This window comes from Priestia sp. SB1 (assembly GCF_038898415.1).
On sequence record NZ_JBBJSS010000003.1, the window covers coordinates 154,321 to 180,926 of the forward strand.

The 26,606-nt window shown below is 38.4% G+C and carries 27 protein-coding genes; 6 read left to right on the plus strand and 21 right to left on the minus strand.

Annotation, left to right across the window (positions count from 1 at the left end):
- Positions 1-214: 214 nt before the first annotated feature.
- The 5 genes from lpdA to WKH56_RS11435 all read right to left on the minus strand — a co-directional run bounded on the left by lpdA (position 215) and on the right by WKH56_RS11435 (position 6,378).
- Complete coding sequence (gene lpdA / locus WKH56_RS11415) at positions 215-1,627, minus strand: dihydrolipoyl dehydrogenase (protein WP_013082295.1); 1,413 nt, start codon at positions 1,625-1,627, stop codon at positions 215-217.
- Between the two features lie 3 nt (positions 1,628-1,630).
- A complete protein-coding gene (locus WKH56_RS11420) occupies positions 1,631-2,932 on the minus strand; it encodes a dihydrolipoamide acetyltransferase family protein (RefSeq protein WP_028414110.1) in 1,302 nt (433 codons plus the stop codon).
- Between the two features lie 102 nt (positions 2,933-3,034).
- Complete coding sequence (locus WKH56_RS11425; RefSeq protein ID WP_013056055.1) at positions 3,035-4,012, minus strand: alpha-ketoacid dehydrogenase subunit beta; 978 nt, start codon at positions 4,010-4,012, stop codon at positions 3,035-3,037.
- A gap of 3 nt (positions 4,013-4,015) precedes the next feature.
- Positions 4,016-5,131 (minus strand): pyruvate dehydrogenase (acetyl-transferring) E1 component subunit alpha, encoded by a 1,116-nt coding sequence (gene pdhA / locus WKH56_RS11430; protein WP_013056054.1) that lies wholly within the window; start codon positions 5,129-5,131, stop codon positions 4,016-4,018.
- A 581-nt stretch (positions 5,132-5,712) separates the two neighbouring features.
- Positions 5,713-6,378, minus strand: a complete 666-nt coding sequence (locus WKH56_RS11435; protein ID WP_310884267.1) for a YkyA family protein — start codon at positions 6,376-6,378, stop codon at positions 5,713-5,715.
- 169 nt (positions 6,379-6,547) lie between these two features.
- Between WKH56_RS11435 and WKH56_RS11440 the strand changes: the two genes are divergently transcribed.
- Both WKH56_RS11440 and def read left to right on the plus strand, forming a co-directional pair.
- Positions 6,548-6,658 (plus strand): YjcZ family sporulation protein, encoded by a 111-nt coding sequence (locus tag WKH56_RS11440; protein WP_016763434.1) that lies wholly within the window; start codon positions 6,548-6,550, stop codon positions 6,656-6,658.
- 174 nt (positions 6,659-6,832) lie between these two features.
- A complete protein-coding gene (def, locus tag WKH56_RS11445; RefSeq protein ID WP_028414111.1) occupies positions 6,833-7,387 on the plus strand; it encodes a peptide deformylase in 555 nt (184 codons plus the stop codon).
- A gap of 29 nt (positions 7,388-7,416) precedes the next feature.
- Here the strand turns inward: def and WKH56_RS11450 are convergent, their stop codons facing one another.
- Positions 7,417-8,199: a Cof-type HAD-IIB family hydrolase gene (locus tag WKH56_RS11450; RefSeq protein ID WP_048020014.1), complete on the minus strand. Its 783-nt coding sequence runs from the start codon at positions 8,197-8,199 to the stop codon at positions 7,417-7,419.
- 548 nt (positions 8,200-8,747) lie between these two features.
- On the opposite strand from WKH56_RS11450, the gene WKH56_RS11455 reads away from it, so the two are divergent.
- A complete protein-coding gene (locus WKH56_RS11455; protein ID WP_013056049.1) occupies positions 8,748-8,957 on the plus strand; it encodes a DNA-dependent RNA polymerase subunit epsilon in 210 nt (69 codons plus the stop codon).
- Between the two features lie 5 nt (positions 8,958-8,962).
- Positions 8,963-10,630 (plus strand): ribonuclease J1, encoded by a 1,668-nt coding sequence (rnjA, locus tag WKH56_RS11460; protein ID WP_013056048.1) that lies wholly within the window; start codon positions 8,963-8,965, stop codon positions 10,628-10,630.
- A 42-nt stretch (positions 10,631-10,672) separates the two neighbouring features.
- Here rnjA and WKH56_RS11465 read toward each other — a convergent pair whose 3' ends face one another.
- From WKH56_RS11465 to WKH56_RS11490, 6 genes are all read right to left on the minus strand, one after another.
- A complete protein-coding gene (locus WKH56_RS11465; protein ID WP_028414113.1) occupies positions 10,673-11,335 on the minus strand; it encodes a potassium channel family protein in 663 nt (220 codons plus the stop codon).
- 149 nt (positions 11,336-11,484) lie between these two features.
- Entirely contained in the window at positions 11,485-13,290 is a 1,806-nt protein-coding gene (locus tag WKH56_RS11470; RefSeq protein WP_028414114.1) for an ABC transporter ATP-binding protein, read from the minus strand.
- A 15-nt stretch (positions 13,291-13,305) separates the two neighbouring features.
- Positions 13,306-15,042, minus strand: coding sequence for an ABC transporter ATP-binding protein (locus WKH56_RS11475; RefSeq protein WP_182029832.1), 1,737 nt, complete (start codon positions 15,040-15,042; stop codon positions 13,306-13,308).
- Between the two features lie 259 nt (positions 15,043-15,301).
- Entirely contained in the window at positions 15,302-16,198 is an 897-nt protein-coding gene (gene gnd / locus WKH56_RS11480) for a phosphogluconate dehydrogenase (NAD(+)-dependent, decarboxylating) (protein ID WP_025749395.1), read from the minus strand.
- A 187-nt stretch (positions 16,199-16,385) separates the two neighbouring features.
- Positions 16,386-16,832, minus strand: coding sequence for a TlpA family protein disulfide reductase (locus WKH56_RS11485; protein WP_028414116.1), 447 nt, complete (start codon positions 16,830-16,832; stop codon positions 16,386-16,388).
- A gap of 102 nt (positions 16,833-16,934) precedes the next feature.
- Positions 16,935-17,483, minus strand: coding sequence for a peroxiredoxin (locus WKH56_RS11490; RefSeq protein ID WP_014461006.1), 549 nt, complete (start codon positions 17,481-17,483; stop codon positions 16,935-16,937).
- 356 nt (positions 17,484-17,839) lie between these two features.
- Between WKH56_RS11490 and WKH56_RS11495 the strand changes: the two genes are divergently transcribed.
- Entirely contained in the window at positions 17,840-18,703 is an 864-nt protein-coding gene (locus WKH56_RS11495) for a mechanosensitive ion channel family protein (protein ID WP_014461007.1), read from the plus strand.
- A gap of 34 nt (positions 18,704-18,737) precedes the next feature.
- Here the strand turns inward: WKH56_RS11495 and WKH56_RS11500 are convergent, their stop codons facing one another.
- The 6 genes from WKH56_RS11500 to WKH56_RS11525 all read right to left on the minus strand — a co-directional run bounded on the left by WKH56_RS11500 (position 18,738) and on the right by WKH56_RS11525 (position 23,213).
- Positions 18,738-18,983: a YkuS family protein gene (locus WKH56_RS11500; RefSeq protein WP_013056040.1), complete on the minus strand. Its 246-nt coding sequence runs from the start codon at positions 18,981-18,983 to the stop codon at positions 18,738-18,740.
- Positions 18,984-19,039: 56 nt separating this feature from the next.
- Complete coding sequence (locus WKH56_RS11505; protein ID WP_243495638.1) at positions 19,040-20,167, minus strand: N-acetyldiaminopimelate deacetylase; 1,128 nt, start codon at positions 20,165-20,167, stop codon at positions 19,040-19,042.
- A gap of 144 nt (positions 20,168-20,311) precedes the next feature.
- The gene (gene dapD / locus WKH56_RS11510; RefSeq protein WP_013082280.1) at positions 20,312-21,031 is read right to left on the minus strand and encodes a 2,3,4,5-tetrahydropyridine-2,6-dicarboxylate N-acetyltransferase; all 720 of its coding nucleotides are present in this window, start codon (positions 21,029-21,031) and stop codon (positions 20,312-20,314) included.
- Between the two features lie 129 nt (positions 21,032-21,160).
- Positions 21,161-22,039, minus strand: coding sequence for a LysR family transcriptional regulator (locus WKH56_RS11515; RefSeq protein ID WP_013056037.1), 879 nt, complete (start codon positions 22,037-22,039; stop codon positions 21,161-21,163).
- A gap of 99 nt (positions 22,040-22,138) precedes the next feature.
- Positions 22,139-22,594 carry a cyclic-di-AMP-binding protein CbpB gene (gene cbpB, locus WKH56_RS11520; protein WP_243495637.1) on the minus strand — a complete coding sequence of 152 codons (456 nt, stop codon included), beginning with the start codon at positions 22,592-22,594 and terminating at the stop codon, positions 22,139-22,141.
- A 382-nt stretch (positions 22,595-22,976) separates the two neighbouring features.
- On the minus strand, positions 22,977-23,213 hold the full coding sequence (locus WKH56_RS11525) for a YkuJ family protein (RefSeq protein ID WP_013056035.1): 237 nt from the start codon (positions 23,211-23,213) through the stop codon (positions 22,977-22,979).
- A 280-nt stretch (positions 23,214-23,493) separates the two neighbouring features.
- On the opposite strand from WKH56_RS11525, the gene WKH56_RS11530 reads away from it, so the two are divergent.
- Positions 23,494-23,730 (plus strand): glutaredoxin domain-containing protein, encoded by a 237-nt coding sequence (locus WKH56_RS11530; protein ID WP_013056034.1) that lies wholly within the window; start codon positions 23,494-23,496, stop codon positions 23,728-23,730.
- A gap of 29 nt (positions 23,731-23,759) precedes the next feature.
- Here the strand turns inward: WKH56_RS11530 and WKH56_RS11535 are convergent, their stop codons facing one another.
- The 3 genes from WKH56_RS11535 to fadH all read right to left on the minus strand — a co-directional run bounded on the left by WKH56_RS11535 (position 23,760) and on the right by fadH (position 26,480).
- The gene (locus WKH56_RS11535) at positions 23,760-24,242 is read right to left on the minus strand and encodes a DUF3993 domain-containing protein (protein ID WP_033578404.1); all 483 of its coding nucleotides are present in this window, start codon (positions 24,240-24,242) and stop codon (positions 23,760-23,762) included.
- Positions 24,243-24,398: 156 nt separating this feature from the next.
- Positions 24,399-25,610: an EAL domain-containing protein gene (locus tag WKH56_RS11540; protein ID WP_013056032.1), complete on the minus strand. Its 1,212-nt coding sequence runs from the start codon at positions 25,608-25,610 to the stop codon at positions 24,399-24,401.
- A 105-nt stretch (positions 25,611-25,715) separates the two neighbouring features.
- Positions 25,716-26,480 (minus strand): 2,4-dienoyl-CoA reductase, encoded by a 765-nt coding sequence (gene fadH / locus WKH56_RS11545; RefSeq protein WP_310884266.1) that lies wholly within the window; start codon positions 26,478-26,480, stop codon positions 25,716-25,718.
- Positions 26,481-26,606 lie beyond the last annotated feature (126 nt).

The window sequence follows — 26,606 nt, forward strand, 5'->3', positions numbered from 1 at the left end:
GAAGCAATTTTGTATCCAACTATAAGCAAAGCACGTCCCACTTTATATGTATGCATCTAGAACTCATTTAAGACTGTCTCAGCGCTTTTTACATCTTTCTGCTAGAATTATACTCAACCAGTAAAAAAACTGTCTGACAAGCACCTTATACTTTATGAAAACCGTTTTCTTCAAAAAAAAAAGCTGATGCGTATGCATCAGCTTTTTAAAAACATTATTTTACAATGTGAATTGGGCTTCCAATAGCTACTTCAGCAGCTTCCATTGTGATTTCACCTAATGTTGGGTGAGCGTGAATTGTTAATGCGATATCTTCAGCTGTTACGCCAGCTTCGATAGCAAGACCAAGTTCAGCGATCATGTCAGATGCGCTAGGTCCAGCGATTTGAGCACCAACAACTACTCCGTCTTCTTTACGAGTGATAAGCTTCAAGAAGCCTTCTGCAGCGTTAAGTGCAAGCGCACGTCCGTTAGCAGCGAATGGGAATTTAGAAGCTTTAACAGCTAACCCTTCTTCTTTCGCTTGTGCTTCAGTATAACCTACAGATGCAAGCTCAGGCTCAGAGAATACAACTGCTGGAATTCCTAAGTAGTCAATTTCAGCAGGTTCGCCAGCGATTACTTCAGCTGCGATTTTACCTTCGTAAGAAGCTTTGTGTGCAAGTGGTGGTCCAGTTACGATATCACCAATTGCAAAGATGTTGCTTACAGATGTACGAGTTTGGTTATCGATTTCGATAAGACCACGGTCAGTCATTTTAACGCCAACTTGCTCAAGACCAAGCTCATCAGTGTTAGGACGGCGACCTACAGTAACTAATACGTAGTCAGCATCGATTACTTTTGACTCTCCGCCTACTTCAAACGTAACTTGTACGCCGTCAGCAGTTTCTTCAACACCTTTAGCCATTGCTTTTGTATAGATTTCAACGTTTCCTTTTTTCTTAAGGTTACGTTTAACAAGAGAGCTCATTTGTTTTTCAAAACCAGCTAGAATTTCATCAGCAGCTTCTACAAATGTAACTTCTGTACCGAAGTTAGCAAAAGCAGTACCAAGCTCAGTACCGATGTAACCTCCGCCGATTACAACTAATTTTTTAGGAACTTCTTTAAGCGCTAATGCACCTGTAGAGTTGATTACGCGCTCAGAGAATTTGAATCCAGGGATCTCGATTGGACGAGAACCAGTTGCAAGGATTGCATTTTTGAATTTGTACGTTTGTGCTGAATTTTCATCCATTACACGTACAGTTTCGCTGTCAACGAAGTAAGCTTCACCTTTTACGATGTCAACTTTGTTACCTTTAAGAAGGCCTTCAACACCGCCAGTAAGTTTGTTTACAACGCCGTTTTTGAATTCTTGAACTTTAGAGAAATCAACTGTTACGTTCTCAGCGATAATCCCCATGTCTTCAGAATGTTTAGCATGTTCGAAACGGTGACCTGCAGCGATTAATGCTTTTGAAGGAATACAACCAACGTTTAAGCATACGCCTCCAAGATTACCTTTTTCTACGATTGTAACTTTTTGACCTAATTGAGCTGCACGAATTGCTGCAACGTAGCCACCAGGGCCAGCACCAATGACAAGAGTATCAGTTTCGATTGGGAAATCTCCTACTACCATTTATTACGCCTCCATTAATAATAATTCTGGATCATTTAATAAACGCTTGATTTGGTTAAGAGCGTTTTGAGCTGTTGCGCCATCGATAATACGGTGGTCAAAGCTTAGTGATAATGCTAATACTGGAGCAATTACAATTTCACCGTCGCGTACAACTGGTTTTTCAGCGATACGTCCGATACCTAGAATTGCAACTTCTGGGTGGTTGATAACTGGAGTAAACCATTGTCCACCAGCAGAACCGATGTTTGTAATTGTACAAGAAGCGCCTTTCATTTCAGCAGGAGCTAATTTACCATCACGTGCTTTTCCAGCAAGGTCGTTAATTTGATCCGAAATTTCGAATACAGATTTACGATCAGCATTTTTCACAACTGGTACTAAAAGACCTTTTTCAGTGTCAGCAGCGATACCGATGTTGTAGTAATGTTTTTGAATTACTTCATCTGTAGAATCATCAATTGAAGTGTTAAGAGCTGGGAACTTCTTAAGTGCTGAAGTTAACGCTTTTACCACGTAAGGTAAGAATGTTAATTTAATACCTTGATCTGCTGCAACTGTTTTGAATTTTTTACGATGAGCAACAAGAGCTGTTACATCGATTTCATCCATTAATGTTACGTGTGGAGCAGTGTGTTTAGAGTTAACCATAGCTTTTGCGATTGCACGACGGATACCACTCATTTTCTCGCGAGTTTCTGGTAGATCGCCTTCAGGAATAGCTTGTGCTGCTGCTGCTTTTGGTTCAGCTGAAGCAGTTTCCTCTTTAGCTGGAGCTTCAGCAGTTGCTGTAGCTGTAGAGCCACCAGATAAGAAGCTATCGATGTCATCTTTAACAATACGTCCGTTTTTACCTGAACCAGGAACAGCTTTAATGTCTATACCTTTTTCACGAGCATATTTGCGCACTGAAGGCATAGCAATTACTTTACGGTTAGGATCAACATCAGCTTGTGCTGCAGGAGCTGTTGCTTCTTCAGTCACTTCTTCAGTTGAAGCTTCTTCTTTAGCTTCTTCTGCTGGTGCATCATCATGATCGTCACCTTTGAATTTTAAGTCTTCGTATCCAGGAGCATCAAAAGTAACGATAACTTGTCCTACAGTAGCTACTGTACCTTCGTCAACTTTTACTTCTAATACTTTACCTTTTACAGGAGATGGGATTTCAACAACAGCTTTGTCATTTTGTACTTCTGCTAGTACATCATCCTCATCAATTTCATCTCCAGCTTTTACGAACCATTTTACAATTTCACCTTCGTGGATACCTTCACCGATATCCGGCAGTTTAAATTCAAATGCCACGTGTCTTCACCCTCCTAGTTAGTTGCGTTCAATTTGTTAGTGTTTATTTTATCTAAGACAGAAATCAGCACAAAGCTGATTTCTATCACAGTAAAATGCTAATTAAAATTCAAGTACTTTCTTAGCTGTTTCAACGATGTCTTTGTGGTCTGGTAACCATACGCCCTCAGCTTGAGAGAATGGGAACACAGTATCCGGTGCTGTTACACGTAATACTGGTGCTTCTAAGCTTAAGATTGCACGATCGTTAATTTCAGCTACAACGTTAGCTGCGATACCAGCTTGTTTTTGAGCTTCTTGAACTACTACTACGCGACCAGTTTTTTCAACTGATGCAAGAATTGTATCGATATCTAAAGGTTGAACTGTACGTAAGTCCACTACTTCAGCAGAGATACCTTCTTTTTCTAGTTCTTCAGCTGCTTTTAACGATGAGTGTACCATTGCACCGTAAGCGATAAGCGTTACGTCTGTACCTTCACGTTTCACATCAGCTGTACCTAAGTCAATAGTGTATGATTCTTCAGGTACTTCTTGACGGAATGAACGGTAAAGCTTCATGTGCTCTAAGTATACAACCGGATCGTTATCACGGATTGATGAAATTAAAAGACCTTTTGCATCGTATGGAGTTGAAGGAATTACAACTTTTAGACCAGGTTGAGATGCTACGATACCTTCTAAGCTATCAGCGTGAAGTTCTGGTGTATGAACGCCTCCACCAAATGGTGAACGGAATGTGATTGGTGCATTCCAGCGACCGCCAGAACGGTAGCGCATACGTGCAGCTTGACCTGATACAGAATCAAGTACTTCGTATACGAAACCAAAGAATTGAATTTCAGGAACCGGACGGAAACCTTGAGTCGATAGACCCACAGCAAGACCACCGATACCAGATTCAGCTAATGGCGTATCGAATACGCGATCTTCGCCGAATTCTTGTTGAAGACCTTCAGTCGCACGGAATACTCCACCGTTTACGCCAACGTCTTCACCAAAAACTAATACGTTTTCGTCGTTTTTCATTTCTGTGCGTAACGCATCAGTAATCGCTTGAATCATTGTCATTTGCGCCATGGCTTACTTCGACTCCTTCTCTTTGTAGATTTCATATTGCTCTTGTAAGTTTGAAGGCATAGTTTCGTACATAATTTCCATTAAATCTGTAACTTTTTGTTTTGGATAATCGTCAGCCTTCTTAATAGCTTGTTTGATATCTTCTTTAGCTTGCTCGATTACTTTGTTTTCTTCTTCTTCATTCCAGATGCCTTTAGCTTCTAAGAATTTACGGAAGCGAACAAGTGGATCTTTCTTTTCCCACTCAGTGTCAAGCTCAGCTGTACGATAACGAGTTGGATCGTCACCAGCCATTGTATGTGGACCATAACGGTAAGTTAATGTTTCAATTAAAGTTGGACCTTCACCGTTTACTGCACGCTCACGAGCTTCGCTTACTGCAACGTATACTGCTAGTGCATCCATACCGTCTACTTGAACGCCTGGGATACCAACAGCCGCTGCTTTTTGAGCGATTGTACGTGCTGCAGATTGCTTTTCAACTGGTGTTGAAATTGCAAAGCGGTTGTTTTGTACAACAAAGATTGCTGGAGCTTTGAATGCACCTGCGAAGTTCATACCTTCGTAGAAGTCACCTTGTGAAGCTCCACCGTCACCTGTATAAGTGATCGCTACTGCTTTTTTACCGCGCTTTTTAAGACCTAGTGCCACACCAGCAGTTTGCACGATTTGTGCACCGATGATGATTTGTGGAGAAAGTACATCTACACCTTCTGGCGCTTGGTTACCGTGGAAATGACCACGAGAGAATAAGAACGCTTGATATAGTGGAAGACCATGCCAAATTAACTGAGGCACATCACGGTACCCAGGTAAAATGAAGTCTTCTTTTTCTAATGCGAAATGTGAAGCGATTTGAGAAGCTTCTTGCCCAGCAGTTGGTGCATAGAAACCTAAACGACCTTGACGGTTCAATGAAATTGAACGTTGATCAAGAATACGAGTGTATACCATGCGAGTCATTAACTCTTTTAATTTTTCGTCAGATAAATCTGGCAACGCTGATTTATTTACTACTTCGCCCTCTTCATTAAGAATTTGGAACGTTTGGTACTGCTCAGCGATTTTATCAAGTTGCTTTGATACATCAATAATAGCCTTTTTAGTTTTAGCAGCCATCTAAGTCACCTCTTCCTTTCATTTAAGCCGTATAAATTCATTTTACTAATCAAACAAACATACACGCTTTTAGAATGTCCCAAATGGACAAGTAAAAGTCATATTTTGTCGAGTAGCTTTTTGAATTCGCTAATCCTTAACATTTCTATGTATTCCCCAGCGAATTCTGTGCAAACATTTACGTAAAAGGAAAGTTTAAGCGAAACGAGCGTTTCGTTAAACTGTATTAATTATTTTGCAAAAATGATTAATACAACACTTACTACGCTACCTAGTTTACAATACACTAAAACAGTTCGTCAATGCATTTACATCAAGAAATTACGCTTTTTTAGTTTGTGAAATAAAACACATAAAAAAGACATGCTGTACTATTACACAGATACAAACTGTATTATATGTTTTATAATAACCTTCTCTTTTTTTACGTCTGCACATCTCCTATCTTGCCACAAATAAACGATTTTTTAAAACAATAACCTTTTGTAATTTTTACTTGAATCGTGTCGAAACTCTTTCTTTATTTCAGAAAACCTTCCTTTTCAGCCAAAAAAAAAGACCTGTAAACTTCACAGGCCTTCTTATTTATCCTCGCTATTTTTCACCTTTAACTTCGTTTTGTTATAAAAATCTTCTTTGGCTTTGTTATAGTCAGCTGTTAGTGTGTTAAACGTTTCTTTTTTCTTTTCAACTTCTTTATAAGTAGCATTGATCGAAGCGATTTGTGTTTCAAGATTCTCTAATTTCACATTGTCTTTTTCAAAGAGCGTATATAGCTGACGATCTAATTCAATGGAATGAAGATAGGCATCATGTAAGGAATGGTAGGCCTTATAACGCTTCTTCATTAACGAAGATAGTTCAAGCGCCTCTTCTTTTGCTTTGCCGTCCTCTAGCTTTTGGATCTTTGGCTCTGTCGCTTCAAACTGTTTTTGCGAAGCGCTGATGCTTTTTTCTTCTTTTTGTAATTTATTTTCACGCTCATCTAATAACTGCTGCGCTTTTTGTGCTTTATTTTTTATTTTCTTTTTATCTTTAATCCCTAGCTCAATAATTTGGTCGTATATCGCATTTTCTTGCTGTTCTAAATCAGCTAACGGTTTTTGCTGATCAGCAAATTGCTTTTCTTGTGCTACCACTTTTTCTAATCCATTATATACCTCAAGTTCAGGCGATGAGCCCTCTGCACAGCCTGCTAGTGACATAGCAGCAATGCCAATAACTATATATCTTCCGACGCATTTCATATTTGGTAAATCCTCCCTTATTCATGGGTCATTATACAATTTTTGTAGGAAATTAGCAATTTATCTACACCCTTTTTCCACCTTTTAATATATTATACTAACCCAATCGTGAAAAAAAGGGAGTTTATTACTTTTTACCTTGGGATTGATAACTACGGGAGGTTACATTATGTTGGGTTATGGTGGATATGGCTGCGGCGGTTCTAATAAAGGTTTCGTGTTATTAATCGTACTGTTCATTTTATTAGTTATTATCGGCTGCAGCTGTGGCGGCTGGTAATTATACAATAAAAGCGGCTAACTGCCGCTTTTATTTTTTCTTATGCATGTTTTTCCAAATGTTTGATACATATAATTAGTAGAAACATTTATGTGGTCAAGGTCGAGGTAATGACTTTTTTATACGGATTTGGTACACTTTATACCTATAAAATAGCCTAGGGAGATGTGAAAGTTGATTACAATGAACGATATTATCCAAGACGGACACCCAACGCTGCGAGAAGTAGCAAAAGAAGTACCGTTACCTGCTTCTGAAGAAGACAAAAAGATTTTACATAGCTTATTAGAATATGTGAAAAACAGCCAAGACCCTGAAATTGCTGCTAAATATGGACTGCGATCTGGTATCGGACTTGCCGCTCCTCAAATTAATGTATCAAAACGAATGATTGGGGTACACGTTACGGATGAAAAAGGTAAGCTATACAGCTATGCATTATTTAACCCTAAGATCATTAGCCACTCCGTTGAAAAGACATATCTTACAGGCGGCGAAGGCTGCTTGTCTGTCGATCAAGATATCCCAGGATTTGTTCCTCGATATGCACGCATCACAGTAAAAGGCACAACGCTTGAAGGCGAAGAAGTAAAAATTCGTTTGAAAGGCCTTCCTGCTGTCGTATTTCAGCACGAAATTGATCATTTAGACGGAATTATGTTTTATGATTACATTAATAAAGAACATCCATTTCAAGAACCTGAAAATGCTTTTCCATACGAACGCTAAAAAACGCGAGCTAGAGCTCGCGTTTTTTCTTATTTTAATAATCCCACTAGCTCTAATCCGTGGAGAATGCCATCTTCTGCTACATCTTTTGTAACAAGATCAGCCACTTCTTTCACGACTTCTTCCGCATTTCCCATCGCTACGCCATTTCCGACAAATTCAAGCATTTCGATATCGTTTAAGCCGTCTCCGAATGCATATACATCTTTTTTGTCAAAGCCAAGTTTTTCGATCATGGTCTCAATCCCTCGCGCTTTTGATCCACCTTTTGGCAGAATATCAGTTGAAAATTCATGCCAGCGAATAAAATCAAATTTCTTAAATGTTTCTTCATAAGGAGCTTCTTCTCCCGCTGTGCAGAATAAGAGGGATTGATAAATTTCACGCCCTTTGAAATAAGCAGGATCATGGTGAGGGTGGGTAAATCCAATTTTCAGCGTGCTGATGCTGGATTCGATGTAGTCATGAAATTCAATGTTTGATTTCATATCTTCATGATCCATGTATACGACAGGGTGATCATGCTCAACAGCAAAAGCTGTTAAATCCTGAAGCTCTTCTTTATTTAACGGGTTTTTGTAAAGAACTTCTCCATTTAAAACAATGTACTGACCATTAAAGCTAATATATGTTTGAATATCCAACTCTTCACGCAGATCTTTAAACATAAAAGGAGCCCTTCCAGTTGCAATTGCCACTTCATGCCCCTGCTCTTTTAACAGCTGGACAGCTTTTTTTGTAGAAGCAGGCAGTTTTTTATCATGATCCAACAACGTTCCATCAATATCAAAAAAAATAATCTTTCGTTCCACGTTTATCACCTTATTTTTTATAATTTTTTATCTCTTTGTTAAGCCTTTCCAATTATATCAAACAAGTACTGATTTCTCTATAAATGGACGCCCCTATTTACAATTTTTCCATATTTAACCACGAGAAACCTCTCCCTTTTCATCATATAATAAAAGTATAGAGAGAGACAGGCAGGTATTGCAAAAAACAAAGGAGCTGAAAAATCATGTTAAAAGATTTTCGAAAAAGGCTGCTAAAACGCTGGAATGAATTATTGCGTAAAAAAACGATGGCATAATCGATTTTTTTAGGGCTTTCTGTTGTAAAATTTGCAGAGTGTGTGTCTGCATCGTACAATGGAATAGCCCTTATTTTTTATACGCCCGGAAAATATAGTCTTGTATCCGTTTCCTATTAATATTATTCTATAATTAATTGACTTGTTATATTTAGATGACTAAAATGTAGTGAAAGCAAGTTTCTTTAGAAAATACATGAAATACATACACATTTTATAATATAATAAAATAAGTTATTTGAATTTCGGAATTAAGGAGAGATTTTTGTTATGATTTTTAAAGTTTATTTTCAAGAAAAAATGAGTGAAGTAGCTGTACGTGAAAATACAAAAACAGTGTATGTGAACGCAGATTCTGAGCGTGACGTTCGTAAAAAGTTAAAAGCGCGTTCAATTAATATTGAGTTTGTTCAAGCAGTGACTGGAGACTATCTAGAATATGAACAACAGCATGAAGATTTTAAAGTATTGGAGATATGATGAAAATGAAATTTGTAAAAAATAATCAAACGGCAGTTTTCGCCCTGGGTGGACTAGGCGAAATCGGTAAAAATACGTATGCCGTACAGTTTCAAGATGAAATTATTCTTATTGATGCAGGAATTAAATTCCCTGAAGATGAGCTTTTAGGAATTGACTACGTTATTCCTGACTACAGTTATTTGGTAAAAAATGCAGATAAAATCCGTGGCCTTTTCGTTACACATGGTCATGAAGATCACATCGGCGGAATTCCTTACTTATTAAGAGAATTAAACATTCCTATTTATGCAGGGAAATTAGCCCTTGGACTTCTTCGCAACAAATTAGACGAGCACGGGTTGCTTCGTACAGCTCAGCTTCATGAAATTACTGAAGATGACGTAATTAAATTCCGTAAAACATCGGTAACGTTCTTCCGTACAACTCACAGTATTCCTGATTCTTACGGAATTGTGGTAAAAACACCAAACGGACAAATCGTACATACAGGAGATTTCAAGTTTGATTTTACACCAGTGGGCGAACCGGCTAACTTAACAAAAATGGCTGAAATCGGTAAAGAAGGCGTTCTATGCTTGCTTTCAGACAGTACAAACAGTGAAATTCCTAACTTTACGATGTCTGAGCGCCGCGTAGGTGACAGCATTCATGACATTTTCCGTAAAGTAGACGGCCGTATTATTTTTGCAACGTTTGCTTCAAATATTCACCGCTTACAGCAAGTAGTGGAAGCAGCCGTATTGCATAACCGCAAAGTTGCTGTATTCGGACGCAGTATGGAAGCAGCTATTGAGATTGGCCAACAGCTTGGATATATTTCATGTCCAAAAGATACGTTCATTGAGCCTTCTCAAATTAACCGAATTCCAGCTAACCGCGTGACTATTTTATGTACAGGCAGCCAAGGTGAACCGATGGCAGCGCTATCTAGAATTGCAAACGGTACTCACCGCCAAATTCAAATTATCCCTGGAGATACGGTTGTGTTCTCATCTTCACCTATTCCAGGAAATACAGTAAGTGTTAGCAAAACAATTGATATGCTATTCCGTGCAGGAGCAGAGGTTATTCACGGTGCTCTAAACGATATCCATACTTCTGGACACGGCGGACAGGAAGAGCAAAAATTAATGCTTCGTTTGATGAAACCAAAATACTTTATGCCAATTCACGGTGAGTATCGCATGCAGAAGATGCACATCAAACTTGCAACAGACTGTGGAGTTCCTGAAGAAAACTGCTTCATTATGGATAATGGAGAGGTGCTAGCTTTAAGCGACAGTGAAGCTTCAGTAGCTGGAAAAATCCCTTCAGGCTCTGTATATATTGACGGAAGCGGAATTGGTGACATTGGAAATATCGTACTTCGTGACCGCCGCATTTTATCTGAAGAAGGACTTGTTATTGTCGTTGTAAGCATCAATATGAAAGACTTCAAGATCGCTGCTGGTCCAGACATTATCTCTCGTGGTTTTGTTTATATGCGCGAATCTGGCGACTTAATTAATGATGCACAGTCCCTCATTACAAAACACTTGAACAAAGTGATGGAACGTCGTACGTCACAATGGTCTGAGATTAAAAATGAAATCACAGACACATTGGCTCCATTCCTTTACGAAAAAACAAAGCGCCGTCCAATGATTTTACCAATCATTATGGAGGTTTAATAAAAGAAAAAGAGCAGATGCAATTGCATCTGCTCTTTTTTATTAGGAACTGGCAAATTTATTTTCGAAGCGGTTGATATCTGCGTCTGCTCCAATAACAATTAACACGTCTCCTTCTTGTATCGTTTCGGACGCCTGAGGAGAAACGATGATATCTCGATCACGCTTAATGGCTACAATGTTAATACCATATTTCGCACGAATGTCTAACTCAATCAGCGTATTGCCAGCCATTCTTTTGCTTGCTACTAATTCGACAATGCTGTGTTCTTCAGATAGCTCCAAATAATCCAGCACGCTGTTTGAAATCATGTTATTGGCAATTCTTCGTCCCATATCTCGTTCGGGATGCACGATAAAATTGGCGCCAATTTTTGATAATACTTTGGCATGATAATCATTTTGCGCTTTTACCGTTATTTTTTCAACGCCCAGCTCTTTTAGTATAAGGGTCGTCAAAATACTTGCCTGAATATTGTCGCCAATAGCTACGATAACGTGATCAAAATTACGAATTCCTAAACTTTTTAGAACCCCTTCATCCATTGAATCGCCTACTACTGCATGCGAAGCAACGTTAGCATACTCATTTACCTTTTCTTCATCAATGTCAATCGCCAGAACTTCCATTCCTTGATCGCTTAATGTTTTACAAATACTTCCACCAAATCTACCTAATCCGATGACTGCAAATTCTTTTTTCATTTGAATTCCTCCATTATGTACAGGAAAAAATCTGAACTACCGTTATTTTACCACAATTCTTTTGTATCAACCTCATTTTCCCGTTAACAACGCTTATATGTCTTTACTATTTCTCATAGAAAAACAGAAGGATCAGCTCCTTCTGTTTTTTAAGCTGTAGCATGGGTTTGAACAAGGTAATAATATACGCCTTTTTGCTGCATAAGTTCCCCGTGATTGCCTGTTTCAATAATGCTTCCGTGGTCTAACACAATGATGTTATCTGCTTCTCGTATAGTCGATAGCCGATGAGCAATCATGATGGCCGTTCTGTTATTTAACAGCGTTTTAAGCGCTTGTTGAATCTTCACTTCTGTTTCTGTATCGATGCTTGCTGTCGCTTCATCTAAAATGATAATACGAGGATCAGCCAACAGCGTTCGAGCAAATGAAATCAATTGACGCTCTCCCACCGATAAAACGTTTCCTCGCTCTTCTACTTCCGTATCATAGCCTTTTTTCAGACGCTTTATAAAATCTGCAGCCCCTACCGCTTCTGCGGCCTTAATCACTTCATCATCGGTAGCATCCGGTTTTCCAAACCGAATATTCTCCGTGATGGTTCCTGAAAAAATAAAGGTTTCTTGCAGCACAATACTAATTTGTGCTCGTAAACTCGCTAACGTAATATCTTGAATAGGCATATTATCAATTAAAATCTGCCCTTTGTTCACATCATAAAAACGTGTGATTAAATTAGCAATGGACGTTTTTCCAGATCCAGTATGCCCCACTAAAGCAACCGTCTGTCCTTCTTTTATTTCAATTGATACGTTGTTTAGAGCTTTACGCTTCCCATCATAAGAAAATGAGACGTGCTTGAACTCAACTTTCCCCTTCATATTCTCTAAAGACGTAGCGGTTTCCAAATCTGCGACGAGAGGTTTTTCATCTAGAAATTCAAAAATGCGCTCGGATGAAGCCATTCCCATTAATAATTGATTGTACACTTGCCCTAAACGAGAAATCGGTTCCCAAAACATCCCGAGATAAAAAGCAAATGATACAAAAATACCAATTGTTAGCCGCTCATCTTGAATAAGTGCAGCACCGAACCAAATTAAAATGGCCGTTCCGACAGCATTTGTGAGTTCTACAAACGGTCGAAACATGGCATTTTTTCGAGTAGCTTGCCTCCAGCTCTCGTAATTTTCACTGTTTATGCGATCAAAAAACAGCATATTTTCTTGTTCTTGAGCAAATGATTGAGTAACGCGAATGCCTTGAATACTCTCATTTAAATGTGAATTTAATACTGACTGCTTCATACGAACAACTTGCCATGACCGGCGGATTCTTCTTCTCAGCTTTGTAGAAATCAAAAACATAATCGGTAAAATGACTAAAACAGCACATGTCAAAGCAGGACTGAGAGAAAATAATATAACCACAATTCCCACTAACAATAAGAGGTCCATAAATAGGTTAACTACCCCGTTGGTAAATAAATCTTGAAGAGAGTTAATATCATTCATAATCCTTACAAGAATAGAGCCTCCTGAACGCGTATCAAAAAACCGGTGCGACAGCCCTTGAACATGCGTAAATAAATGTTTTCTTAAATCATATATCACGTGCTGCCCGAGTTGATTCATCCATTTAATCCGAAAGACATTCGCAATATAAGATAGGATATACAAGCTAAAAATGATGAAAACTAACTGCATGAGCAGCGTGCTATTCTTATCTTTTACAGCATGATCAAGCGTATAGACACCTATCAAAATAGGAATAGCGAGTCTAATGACCGTCGTGATAATGACCATAAGAAACGAGAAAGGAAGCAAGTTTTTTCGATATGGATGAAGATAACGAAACAAGCGGGCCATTTGCTTCCAGTTAAACGTCTTATCAATGATTTGATCTGTTTGATAATAAAAGCGCTCTCGCACAACTTTATTTTTTTCGCCTGCCATTCTATTCCTCCCTTGTTATACGTTCATCACCGACGTACTGCTTTCATATTGAATGTCGTAAATGTTTTTATAAATCCCTTGCTTTTGAATGAGCGTTTCGTGGCTTCCTCTCTCTTTTATACGACCTTCATGTAAGACCAAGATTTCATCGGCATGTCGCAAAGAAGAAAGGCGGTGCGCGATAATAAACGTCGTACGATTTTTCATCACTTCTTTTAAAGCCAATTGAATTTCTCTTTCTGTTTTCATATCAACGGCACTGGTGGCATCATCTAATACTAGAATACTAGGATTTAAGATAAGCGCTCGTGCAATCGCAATACGCTGCTTTTGCCCGCCTGATAACCCCAGTCCTCTCTCTCCCAGCATCGTATCATATCCATCTGGAAGCTCCATAATAAAATCATGCGCCTGCGCTCGTTTTGCAGCATCAATAATGTCTTCTCTAGAAATACCCGGCACGCCATAAGAGATGTTGGTTCCTATGCTGCTTGAGAACAAAAACGTTTCTTGAAGTACAAAGCTAATTTCTTTCCGAAGAACAGAGAGCGGATACTCTTTAATCGGACGATGGTTAACTAAGATCTGTCCTGAAGTCGGTTCATAAAACCTCGTGAGCAGCTGTGTTAAGCTTGTTTTGCCGGCTCCAGTTGCACCGATTAAACCTACTACTTTCCCTTTAGAAGCAGAAAACGATATGTTCTCAAGCGATTTTTTATCCTCGTTTGGATAGGATAAGCTAACATGCTGAAACTCGACCGTTCCATTAATAGAGAAACTTCCGGCATGCTCATGGACTTTTTCTTCTTCTTCTAAAATTTCTAGCAGCCTTTCACCTGAAGCTTTAGACTGTGAAAACATATTGATAACAAACCCTAGATTCATAATCGGCCACATTAAATAAGAGGTTAAGCTAAAGAAAGCAACAAGCTCTCCAGGACGTACGCTTCCGTTCATAACAAGCGCTCCTCCGTAAGCAAGGAGACCAACAATAGATAAATTCCCTATAAACTCCATTAAGGGGAAATAAGTTGCCCACACATTCGCTGTTTCAATGTTTCGATTTTTATAAACTCCGTTGGAATCGTTAAATTTAGAGGTTTGAAATTTTTCTCTTGATAATGATTTGACCGTCTGTATGCCGCTTATATTTTCTTGAACATTTGTATTAAGTTCTCCAAACGATTGGCGAATTAAGCGAAACGCTGGATGAACGCGTTTATCAAAACGATAAACAGCTACCCCCAAAAAAGGCAGCAGGAAAATTGTGACAAGAGTGAGTGAAATAGAGTAATAGAACATAACGGAAAAGCTGGCAGTAAGTAAAATGACGAAGCGAATTAATTCTGAGAAGCCAAAAGATAGAAAAAAACGAAATCCTTCTACATCAGCTGTCAACCTGGACATCAAGTCCCCTGTTTTAGCATTGTCATAATAAGAAAACGGTAAATACTGAAGTTTGCGGTAAAGTTTATTGCGAAGAGTATACACGGACTTAATTCCAAATAAGTCGCCGTAATATTGCTGAATATATGTAAAGATTCCTTTGATGATCATCAGTCCAATAAAAATAAATGCTACATTATCGACTAGCTGATATTGTTTTCCTAACACGATATGATCAATCGTATATTGCAGCACAATAGGGTAAATCACAGTGATGGAGGTTACAAATAACAAGCAAATAGCAGAATAAAAAAAGTACATTCGGTACGGCAAATAAAAATCTTTTAGTTTTTTAAACGTTCCCATATACCCCGTCCTTTCCCTTAGCTAAGATGTGGCACACATATTTAAATATATCGGTTCCCGAAATAAATTACCATAATTTTTAGATATTTTTTCAAAAAAAGGTAAATAGTCATAAAAAAGAGGTTGGGATATAGCTAAATGAATTCCATCTAAAGACGAAACTATTCACTCAAACAAAAAAACGAACCACTAATCAAACATATTGATCAATGGTTCGTTTTTCACTTCGTCTAAAATACTTTTGTCCCAGCTTCTTTTTTTATTGTTTTTCCACTGCATGTCCGCCGAACTCATTGCGAAGAGCGGCAACTACTTTACCTGTAAACGTATCATCTTCAAGTGAGCGATAGCGCATCATTAAAGATAAAGCAATAACTGGCGTTGGCACTTGTAAATCTAAAGCTGATTCAACCGTCCATTTCCCTTCACCGGAAGAATGCATAACTCCTTTAATACTGTCAAGTTTTGCATCTTTTGAAAATGCACGTTCCATTAATTCGATTAACCATGAGCGAATAACAGAGCCATTGTTCCATACGCGGGCTACAGCTTCGTAGTCATAGTCAAATTCACTTTTCTCTAACACATCAAAACCTTCAGCAATTGCTTGCATCATGCCGTACTCAATTCCGTTATGAACCATTTTCAAGAAGTGACCGCTTCCTGCTGCACCTGAATAGAGGTAGCCATTTTCTACGTTGATGTCGCGGAAAATAGGTTCGATTGTAGCAAATGCTTCTTTATCTCCGCCAATCATCATACAAGCGCCGTTTCGGGCACCTTCCATTCCGCCGCTCGTTCCAACATCGAAGTAGTGAATTCCTTTTTCAGCAGAAGCTGCAGCACGTCGTACGGAATCTTTATACTTAGAATTACCGCCTTCGATAATCATATCTCCTTCTTCAAGTAATTCTTGAAGCTCAGAAATTACTTTTTCTGTGAGCTCTCCGGCTGGAACCATTACCCAAGCAATGCGTGGTTTTTCTAATTTGCTTACTAATTCTTGAATGGAAGAAGCGCCTTCTGCTCCCTTTTCTGATACTTTCTGTACGGCTTCGTTGTTCACATCGAATGCTACCACAGAATGGTTATGATCTAGTAAATTCAATACTAAGTTTGCTCCCATTTTCCCTAAGCCAATCATACCTAATTTCATATGTAAATTACCTCCAATAGTAAGTTTCGTATCATGTTGTTAGTGTTAGTATGGTGTAAACTCACAAGAAAAAATCCACATTTTTATATTTCCTTTATCAGTTACTTCCTACACACAAAAAAGAAAAACATTCGATGCAAGTTCTACTAAGCATCGAATGCTTTTCACCTGTTACAACTGCCTGTATTTATTCGTTCTCGCCTAATACACGATTCACGCGCTTTTCAAGCATTTTCATACCGCTTCCACCAGCTTGGAAGTGGCGTAGCTGACCTGTTTTGTCAAATACATAATATGCCGGTACATATTGATTTTCAAATGCATCCGTTAATTTATGTTCACTGTCTACAAAAATTGGCTGCGTAATATCGTGTTCTGCTGCTACTTCTTTAATTTTTGTTAAGTCTAAATCATCTTCAGAGCGCGGCATATGAACGGCTACTACGTTTAGTTGTTCTTTGTATTGGTCGCGAAATTCATTTACTTGAGGCATTGCTTCTTTACATAGATGACAGCTTACTGACCAAAAATGAATAAGCGTTGGCTTTTCGCCAATTAGCTGCTCTTTTGTAACCTCTCCGTTTAACCATTCTGTAGCGCCCGTTAACTCAGGCATTGGCTGACGTAATTTCATGAATAAAAGCCTCCCTTGTTTTCACTATTATTGACTATATGTTCTTTATTATCCGATGAAAAAAAGGCCTAACGTGGACGTTAGACCTTTTAAACGTTGTGCTTACGCGTTTAAAGTAGCTTGACCTGGTTTCCAGTTAGCTGGGCAAAGTCCGCCAGTTTGTAACGCTTGAAGAACACGTAAAGTTTCATCAACGTCACGGCCAATATTGTTGTGGTTTACAACTGAATATTGTAATTCGCCTTCTGGGCTGATGATGAATAAACCGCGAAGTGCTACACCTTCTTCTTCAATTAAAACGCCGTACTCACGAGAAACAACGTGATTTGTATCAGCTGCTAATGGATATTTAAGATCACCTAAACCATTATCTTTACGATCAGTGTTGATCCAAGCTAAGTGTGTATGGATTGTGTCTGTAGAAACACCGATTACTTCTGCGTCAAGATCTTCAAACTCATCATAACGGTCAGAAAGTGCAGTGATTTCTGTTGGACATACAAATGTAAAGTCCATTGGATAGAAGAATAATACTGTCCATTTGTCATTTTTAATATTTTCTTCTAAGCTAACTTTACCGAATTCTTTGTTTGATAATACAGCTTCCATTTCAAAGCGTGGAGCTTGTTTACCTACCATACGTTCTGGCATACATGATCCCTCCAAATAATTATTAAATGAGAAAATGTATAAAACATTCTCACTTATGTACTGTTATAACGGTTTTCATTATAATGGATATTGTTTTTTTAGTCAATATTAATTAAGAATGAATTTAAACAACATCTTATAATGGTAACATAGTTGTTATGCCCGCCTTTAGGGCAAATTAAACCCTGACTTCAGCAAAAAAATGCTATAAAAGGGTTGCATTTATTTACCTTCTCAGTTTAGCATGTCTAATATCGGGAATAAACAAATGTGCTCATACTCTTACAAAATCTTTTCCACAGAATACATTCCCACTTATTAATATTGAAACAGAACATAGGAAGGATGAACAACGAATGTTTAAGATGCAAGACATCAACTGGGAACAGCTTCTTACCAATGCTGGAGTTATTGTGTTAAAACTTATTGCCATTACCATTGTATTTTTACTTGTACGAGCAATTGGTAAAAAAGTTATTGAGCGTTCCTTTGAAAAAATGAGTGAGCGCGAAAATACTACGCGCGGACGCATGCTCACACTCAAAAGTTTAACCGTTAATGTGTTTTCATATGTACTTATTTTTATTTTTGTCGTCATGCTGCTTGAAGCAGTAAATATCCATGCGACAGCTCTATTAGCCGGTGCCGGAGTTGTGGGTCTAGCAATCGGGTTCGGTGCTCAAGGACTAGTTAGCGACGTTGTAACAGGTTTCTTTTTACTTCTTGAAAAACAGCTGGATGTTGACGACTATGTAACAACCGGAAGTTTTTCAGGAATTGTCGAATCAGTAGGTCTGCGTACTACTCAAATTCGCGGATTTGATGGAACTTTACACTATGTGCCTAACCGTGAAATTACAAGCTTAAGCAATCATTCCCGAGGCAATATGCGCGCGTTGATTGATATTGGCATTTCGTATGATGATGATATTGACAAAGCAATTTCCGTACTAGAAAAAGTATGCGAGCGCGTTGCTGCAACAAATGAAAACATTGTAGAAGGACCAAGCGTGATAGGAGTTCAAGGTCTAGGCGCATCGGACGTTGTGCTTCGTGTAGTTGGCAAAGCTAAAAACGGTGAGCAGTGGGGGGTTGAACGTCAGCTTCGCAAAGAGTTTAAAGAAGCGTTTGACGCAAACGGTATTGATATTCCGTTCCCTCATCAAGTAAATATTGATAAAAAGCAGCCTGAAGATGCCAAGCAGCCTCAGCATGCATAAAAATAGCCGAAGGATTTATTCCTTCGGCTTTCTTTTATCCTTGTACCTTGTTGCCTACTTGCTGACAAATTTCTTCTGCCGTTAATCCGCTAGCTGTAATAACTGAGCCTTGCGTTACTGCATCAGAAATCCCCATTACGTTTGAATCCTGTCCTGTTACAACACAGCAATCGCACCCTTGTGCATCACTTTCGTTGCGTAATTGTACCACTTCATGTCCGAGCTGCTGAAGTGCAGCCTGTACATCTGTTAAACCGTATTCTACACCAATTCGTGCCATCGTTGCCCACCTCCTCATGGTATTAATTTAGCCATAAGGAAAAATGATTATACGATTTATTGATTGCCTTTATGTTCAAAATATTTTGTAATAAGTGAAATCGCCGTATCTATTGCGCCTTCATGAGGCTGCAGCTTTGCATGATGAAGCCCATATTCAGACTGAACGCCAAGCCAAAACATAAATCCAGGAATATCTTTTAGCATATAGCCAAAATCTTCTCCTGTCATTGCTTCTTTGCATTCAATGACATCCACGTCGGTTTGCGCTTTGGCAAATTCCATAAACTCTCGCGTGACTTCATGGTGATTATATACTTGATGATACATACATCCATAATCAATGGCTGTTTCACACTGATACCCTACTTCTACTCCTTTAACAATCGCTTCAATTCGTTCTTTAACACGCGTCATTGATTCAGGAGATAGCGTGCGAATGGTTCCTTCTATGCGAGCTCGCTCCGCAATAATATTTTGAACCGTCCCCCCTTGAATTTTTCCTACTGTAATTACAGCGCTGTCTAGCGGATCAACGTTGCGAGCAACAATCGTTTGAAGCTGTGAAACGAGCTGACATGCAGCGACTACCATATCATTTGTTGTATGTGGATAAGCAGCATGCCCGCCTTTTCCTTTTAAATCAATAAATAGCTCAGACGTGTTAGCAAATAGTAACCCTTCCTTCAGTGCAATCGACCCAACCGGATATTCAGGAGCTACGTGAAGGGCAAAGATGAAATCTGGAAGCCATTCTTTCATGATATCGCTTTGGAGCATTGGCTGTGCTCCTCCTGGACCTTCTTCTGCCGGCTGAAAGATGAACAGTACGTTATCTTTGATTTCATGCTGAGCAAAGTAAGTCAGTACGCCTAGCCCAATGGCCATATGCATATCATGTCCGCAGGCATGCATGAGTCCTTCATGCTGTGATTGAAAAGAATAATTCGTTTCTTCCGTGATAGGAAGACCGTCAATATCTGCTCGGTAGCCTATTGTTTTAGTTGGGTTTGTACCATGTACTTTAACAAAAAGTCCCGTTTTCCACGTCTTTACTTCTAAGCGCTCTTGCGGAAGAGTGTTAATATAATCAAGCAAAAAACGCTGTGTTTTCACCTCTTGAAACCCTAATTCAGGAATTCTATGTAGCTCTCTTCTTATTTTCACAAATTCATTTTCAGCCATGTGTATGTCCTCCTCACGAAATAAAGAAGAAAGCGTGGTTGCCCACGCTTCCAACTTGTCCATATGATACGTTTAAGGATTCAGTATCCCAATCGCTAAAACCTATTAATTCAGCAAAGAAAAAGCGCAAACTGATCGTTTTTCTTATTCTTCGTTTAATTGACGCAATTCTTGCTTGATTTCTGTTTTAGACTTTGTTTTTTCGTCAATTTCTTTAATAACGCGTGCTGGCGTACCTGCTACTACTGTGTAAGGAGCTACATCTTCGACCACAATTGCACCTGCAGCAACTACGGCACCTTTACCTACTGTTACCCCTTCAAGAACAACAGCATTAGCACCGATTACTACATCATCTTCTACTACAACTGGTTTTGCAGAAGGTGGCTCAATAACACCAGCTAATACAGAACCTGCGCCGATATGACAATTTTTACCTACTGTTGCACGACCACCAAGTACTACGTTCATGTCGATCATTGTTCCTTCACCGATTACAGAACCGATGTTAATCGATGCACCCATCATAATAACAGCGTTGTCGCCGATTTCAACTTGATCGCGAATAATAGCGCCTGGCTCGATACGAGCTTTAATTCCTTTCATATCTAATAAAGGAATCGCAGAGTTGCGGCGATCGTTTTCAATTACGTAGTCTTCAATTTTTCCTTCGTTTGCTTCAATAGCAGCTTTGATTTCTTTCCATTCACCAAATACTACACCTGTGTTGCCCGTTACGAATGTTTTAGAAGATGAACCAAAGTCAATTCCTTCTACTTCACCTTTTACGTAAACTTTTACCGGTGTTGATTTTGTACTGTTTTGAATAAATGAGATAATCTCATTAGCATCCATCATTTTCATTATGTATTCCTCCTAAGTAAGCAATGTCTCATTTAATGTAACAAAATGCTTTCACAATGACAAGCATCATTATCGTTTTAATAAAAAGATAACGATTGCAAATAAAAAAAGCGAGCACCTGAGCTCGCTTTAGACCGTTTCTCTTACGTATTCACGTACAATATCAACAAATGCTCGAACTTGCTTCAGTTTAAACGCTGATTCATATCCAACTAAAGAAGTGTCTCGTGTAATTGGCTCGCCATTTGCTTTTAGAAGCGGCGTCCGATGAATATGGCTTCCAGCTTCTTTGATAGCAATCGATGGTAAAATAGCGAAACCAAGACCATTTAAAGCCATTTGTTTACACGTCTCAATCTGATCCACTACAATCGTACGCTTCGGTGTAGTATGAAACTCTCGATGCCACCATTCTAAAATTTCTTGATAATACGTTGAGTCACTTTTAAATTGAATAAATGGTCGATGAGTATTTACTACTTCCGCTGCCCTTTCAATTTCTGAATCAACTAGGTAAAGAGGATCTGTAAACAAATGTTCTTTGACGCCTTTCCAATCGGGATTTCCGCGTATGATTCCAATATGTACCTCATCTTCGTACAGGTAGCGAAGCATTTCACTGCTCCAGCCGGTTACAAGAGAGATTTTAGCATGTGGGTAACGATCCATATAGCGTTTTAACACCGCCGGCAGCCAGTGCTGTCCAATAATCGAAGCCACCGCTAATTTGAGTGTACCATATACTTCATTATCTAAATGATGCAAGTCCTCGCGAACCCGATCTTCTTTTTCTACTACTTCTTTTGCAAATTGAACAATCTTTTCTCCAGCAGGCGTTAATGACAGTCCTTTTTGCGAACGAATGAAGATTTGTGTATCCCATGCTTTTTCAATGGTTTGCAGCCTCTGTGATAAAGCTGGTTGCGATACAAATAATCTCTCTGCAGCTTTTCTCATATTTAATTCTTGAGCTAATACAACGAGCATTCGACATTCTATTAATTGCATTCAGTTATTCCTTTCAAGCCTCTTTTTACTTTCATTTTACCTTTATCATATAAGAAAAAAACGGAGAAAGATAGGCTGAAACACGATTTCTTAAAAAAATTATTGAAATGACTCTTTCGGGAGAATGATGGACTGCCTTCTTAATGACTTTAACAAATTTCTTCGCGTTAAAATCCCTTCAAAAATACCATCTTCATTCTCTACGCACAAAAAAGGATGGTTAATCATGGCATTTATGACTTTTAATACGGATTTTTTCATGGAGACACGAGGAACATTTTGATTCATAACTTCTTCTACTTTCATGGTTTCTAATCTTTCAAATTCAATGCGCTTTAACCCTAAAATCGAATCTAAAATAAGCGTCATGCTCACGAACCCCTGCAGCTGAAACCTTGGATTTAATACGGGAATGGACGTATAGCCAGTCTTTGTTAACACAAGCAAAGCATGTTCTAAATTATTTCCCACTTGAACATGAGCAACTTTATCAGAAGTGACAAGCAAATCTCGAAGTTCAATTTGATTTAACTGATTGTAATCAATATCAATCATTTATACATTCTCCTTCCATTTCTCATAACTTCCACGTGTGTAAAGAGAAAAAGAACAAGCTACAAAATGAAAATAGCTTGCTTACGTAAATGCGAACCTTTAAGAGGGAATAGAAGCAGACACACTCGATGTTCTCCCTTATATGTTAAGTCTAGATTTTTTTAAAACAAGTGTCAACGAAAGTTCATAATTATCTGAATTTTTTATTTTGCTTTTTTTACAGCATTCGACCCTTTCCTTCCATTTATCAGAAAATCCGCTATCACTTTGTCGGTATTTCTCGGGAAAATAGGACAGAAGCCACCGCAAAAACTCCATACGCAGTAACAAAAAAATGCCGCAAAGTATAAAATCCTTTGCGGCATTCGTTTTGCTTTATCCCTTAATGAATAAGTTCAAAAATTTCAATTGCAATCATATCAACGTTATCAAATTGATAAACAGCTGGCTTTTCACCATCTTGATATACTTCAAGTTCGTATGTTTCAGTTTTTGCATGATATTTCACGCTGCAAATTCTTTTTCCCTCTACTTCGAAGAAGCGTTGTGGCGCTTCACTTCCACTTGCTTGCTCACGGAGATTCACAAGACGAGTTAAAATACCTTGTAATTGTGACATATAATCTCTCCTTTCACCTATTACATCATTACGCATTCGACTTTTCTACAATATCAATTCAAATAAGTACTTTATCTAAACTAATACTTAAAAGACACCATTTCACTATATGCCACATACTAAAAAAACACAAGTACTTTACGTGATTTTTCATAAGAAAATGCCTTATTATAGCGATATATGTCGTTTTTTATTATAATAACATAGCGATATACTATGTATCATCCAAAACTTCATTCTACTTTAACACCATTCATTTTGATATAGGGAGGTGCTTTCATTGAGATCTATAGAGCTGTACACACAACCAGCTTGCCCACCTTGCGAAATTGTTAAACAGTTTTTACAGCATCACCACGTTTCCTATAAAGAATTTGACGTATCTAAAGATGCTTCTGCTCGAAAACGAATGACTACTGAGTTAGAGTCTTATTCCACTCCGACTATTCGTGTTGATCAGGAAATTATCAGAGGGTTTGACCTTCAAGCGCTTGAGAAGCTTCTGAACATTGGGTAACAGAAACACTCAAAATAAGCTTTTCTCGGCTATTTTGAGTGTTTCTTACTATATATAAGCTTTTGTACCTTCCATTTCCCCTGTTTTTTTACTAAAGTGATCATTTCATAATGATCTTGGTATTTTACTCGTTCATTATGCACAGCCGGAAAAAATTGATAGACATAAGCTTTGTTTTGGTCGGAATGAAGAGCTACCTTCGTCTGTTCATCGAAAGAAAAGAAAGGGATGTAGTGTGTTAAATATTCAGGTCCCTCTCCGACATATCCTTGAGCTTTTTGTAAGAGAGCCTCATTAAAAAATACGGATGCATACTCATCATCTAAAAATAATTTCAGCTCACGAGCAGCATCTTGATTAGCATGGGCAGACGCAGCTCTTAGCTGAGCCTGATAAGCGTCCTGCAAATTTATAAAGATTTCATGCCTAATCTCTCCTGACACTTCTGCATGAACAGATTTTCCTGAGTACAAGATCATCATCAAAAAGACAAGTAAGCATATTTTCTTCAAATTAACTCAGCTCCTTCGCTTCTTTTTTATTAGAATTCCGAAATTTCCCCTGCCTATGCATATCTCTATAACCGACTGTCGTTCCCCTCTAAAAAAACATAAAAAACCGGCAACCACTTTTGCTGGTTGCCGGTTTAACTTCAACTTATATATTCTCTACAAAACGTCTCTTTCATATAAAAAAGAATATGAAATATCAAGGAATATATAGTGCATATTATCAATCGGATACGAAAAAGTCCGGATATTCTCACCTGTTTCAATATCATTATACAAATCTGATAATATGCCTTTTTTTTCATAGCTCATTCGAATAATATTCTCAAGAAAATATGGGCGCCAGCTCCAATTTTTCTTTACATATTCAGGCTCAAGAATCCAATCCTCGTTTTTCTTTACATAGTTAGAAGACTTTTGAAATCCATTTTCATCGCAGATGTAAAGGCGAAAACACACGTTGGATAGTTCTTCTGCAATAACAGGCAGCATATCGTCATACGTTTCTAGCTTTCTGCACTTTGTCATTACCTGCTGCATTTTATCTTGAAAGCGTTCTGTCAGCTGGTAAACAGCAAGCAGCTTTTTCTTTTCATGAGCGATATACATTTCGAAACGTTCCTTTAGTTTATCCTTTAAGATGTTCGGATCGACAAGTTCAGCAGCCGGCTTATGTAAATAATAACCTTGAAAATATCTGCCTCCGTTTCTCCATGCATACTGCAGCTGATAGGAGGCTTCTATATCTTCATATAGAAGCGTAGCACCCATTTTTCTTGCTAAAAGAGATAAAGAATACAATACGTCTTGATACGACTGCGCCATGTCCGTTTGTCTTAGAATATGTAAATCTACTTTTAAGATATCTGGTGACAGCAACCCAATTCTGTCTAGATTACTACTTTCTTTTCCTATATTATCAATTGCAATCTTAATACCATATGTTTGATAATACTTTAGTAAGTGTTGAAGCGATTCCAAATCTCCACTAAAATTGTGTTCTGTAATTTCGAGAACAATTCGATCAAGCGATAATCCTTTATTTTCGAAAAGTTGCAATAATTCTAGCAAGGATTCTCCATGATCGTTCATTAATAAATTAGGGTTCTGATTAATAAAAATTAAAAATTGTTCTTCCTGGGTCAACATATGCTCGAGCGCTTGTGTTAAAACAGCATAATCAACTTCTATGCGATATTCATCCGGAATCGCATCATCATGAAAGAATGGGCCGAGACTTTCAATTTCCCCTTCATTTTGAAACCTCGCCAACACTTCATAGCCAATTACTCTATGTCCATCTGCACTAAAAATTGCTTGATAATACGGAAGAGTTTTCTCTATGTTTGTTAATACATCTAACGGGTCCACTCAACTCTCCCCTCTCCTTGTTCACTTTACGTTAGTATAATACGAATAGCATAATTTTGCTAGTCCTTCTAGGTTTGCTTTGTACTTTTTAGTGCGTATCCAACCTTAAAAAGGATGCTGATTTAGCCACTGTCCCCCGTCCATTGTGATGCATTCCCCATTGATATAAGATGCTTCATCGGAGAATAAGAAACTAGCTAATCCTGCTATTTCCTCAGGAGTTCCAAGGCGTCCTAATGGTACAGAATTCAATGTACACGCTTTCATTTTTTCTGACTCAAATAACTTATCGGCTCCTCCTGTTCGCTCGATCGGCCCCGGCGCAATCGCATTCACCCGTATACCGTATTTCTTTCCCCACTCTACTGCGAGCGTGCGCGTCATGGTTAAAACTCCTGACTTGGCACAAGCTGAATGAATAACACCTGCTCCTGCGTTCCACGCATATGTAGCCACAATGTTTGTAATGGCTCCTTTTGTACCTTTATCGATCCAATATTTCCCTACTGCGGAACTGCAATAAAATGTACCATTTAATACAATATTAATTACGCTGTTCCATCCGTTAACGGATAAGTCTTCAGCTGCACATATAAAATTTCCTGCAGCATTATTAACTAAAAAATCAATTTGTCCAAATGCCTTGTCTGTTTCTTGAACCATTCGTTCCACATCTTCTGGATTGCGTACATCCATCACCACGGAAAGTACCTGTCCATCAAACGTTTTAATTTCCTTTTCTGTCTCTTGTAATCGATCGGCTGACCTACCTGTGATTACCACATGAGCACCTTGTTCTGCAAATCGCTTCGCCATATGTTTTCCCATTCCGCTTGAACCGCCAGTAACAATTACGACCTTGTTCTTCAATTTATCTTCCTCCCCAAAACATAAGTGTTTTACAACTATTATTTTACTATTTTTTCTGAATAAAGTGAAACTTTTATCTATTTAACTTAAAAGCAGACTTCTCGTTGTGATGATAAAAAAAACAAT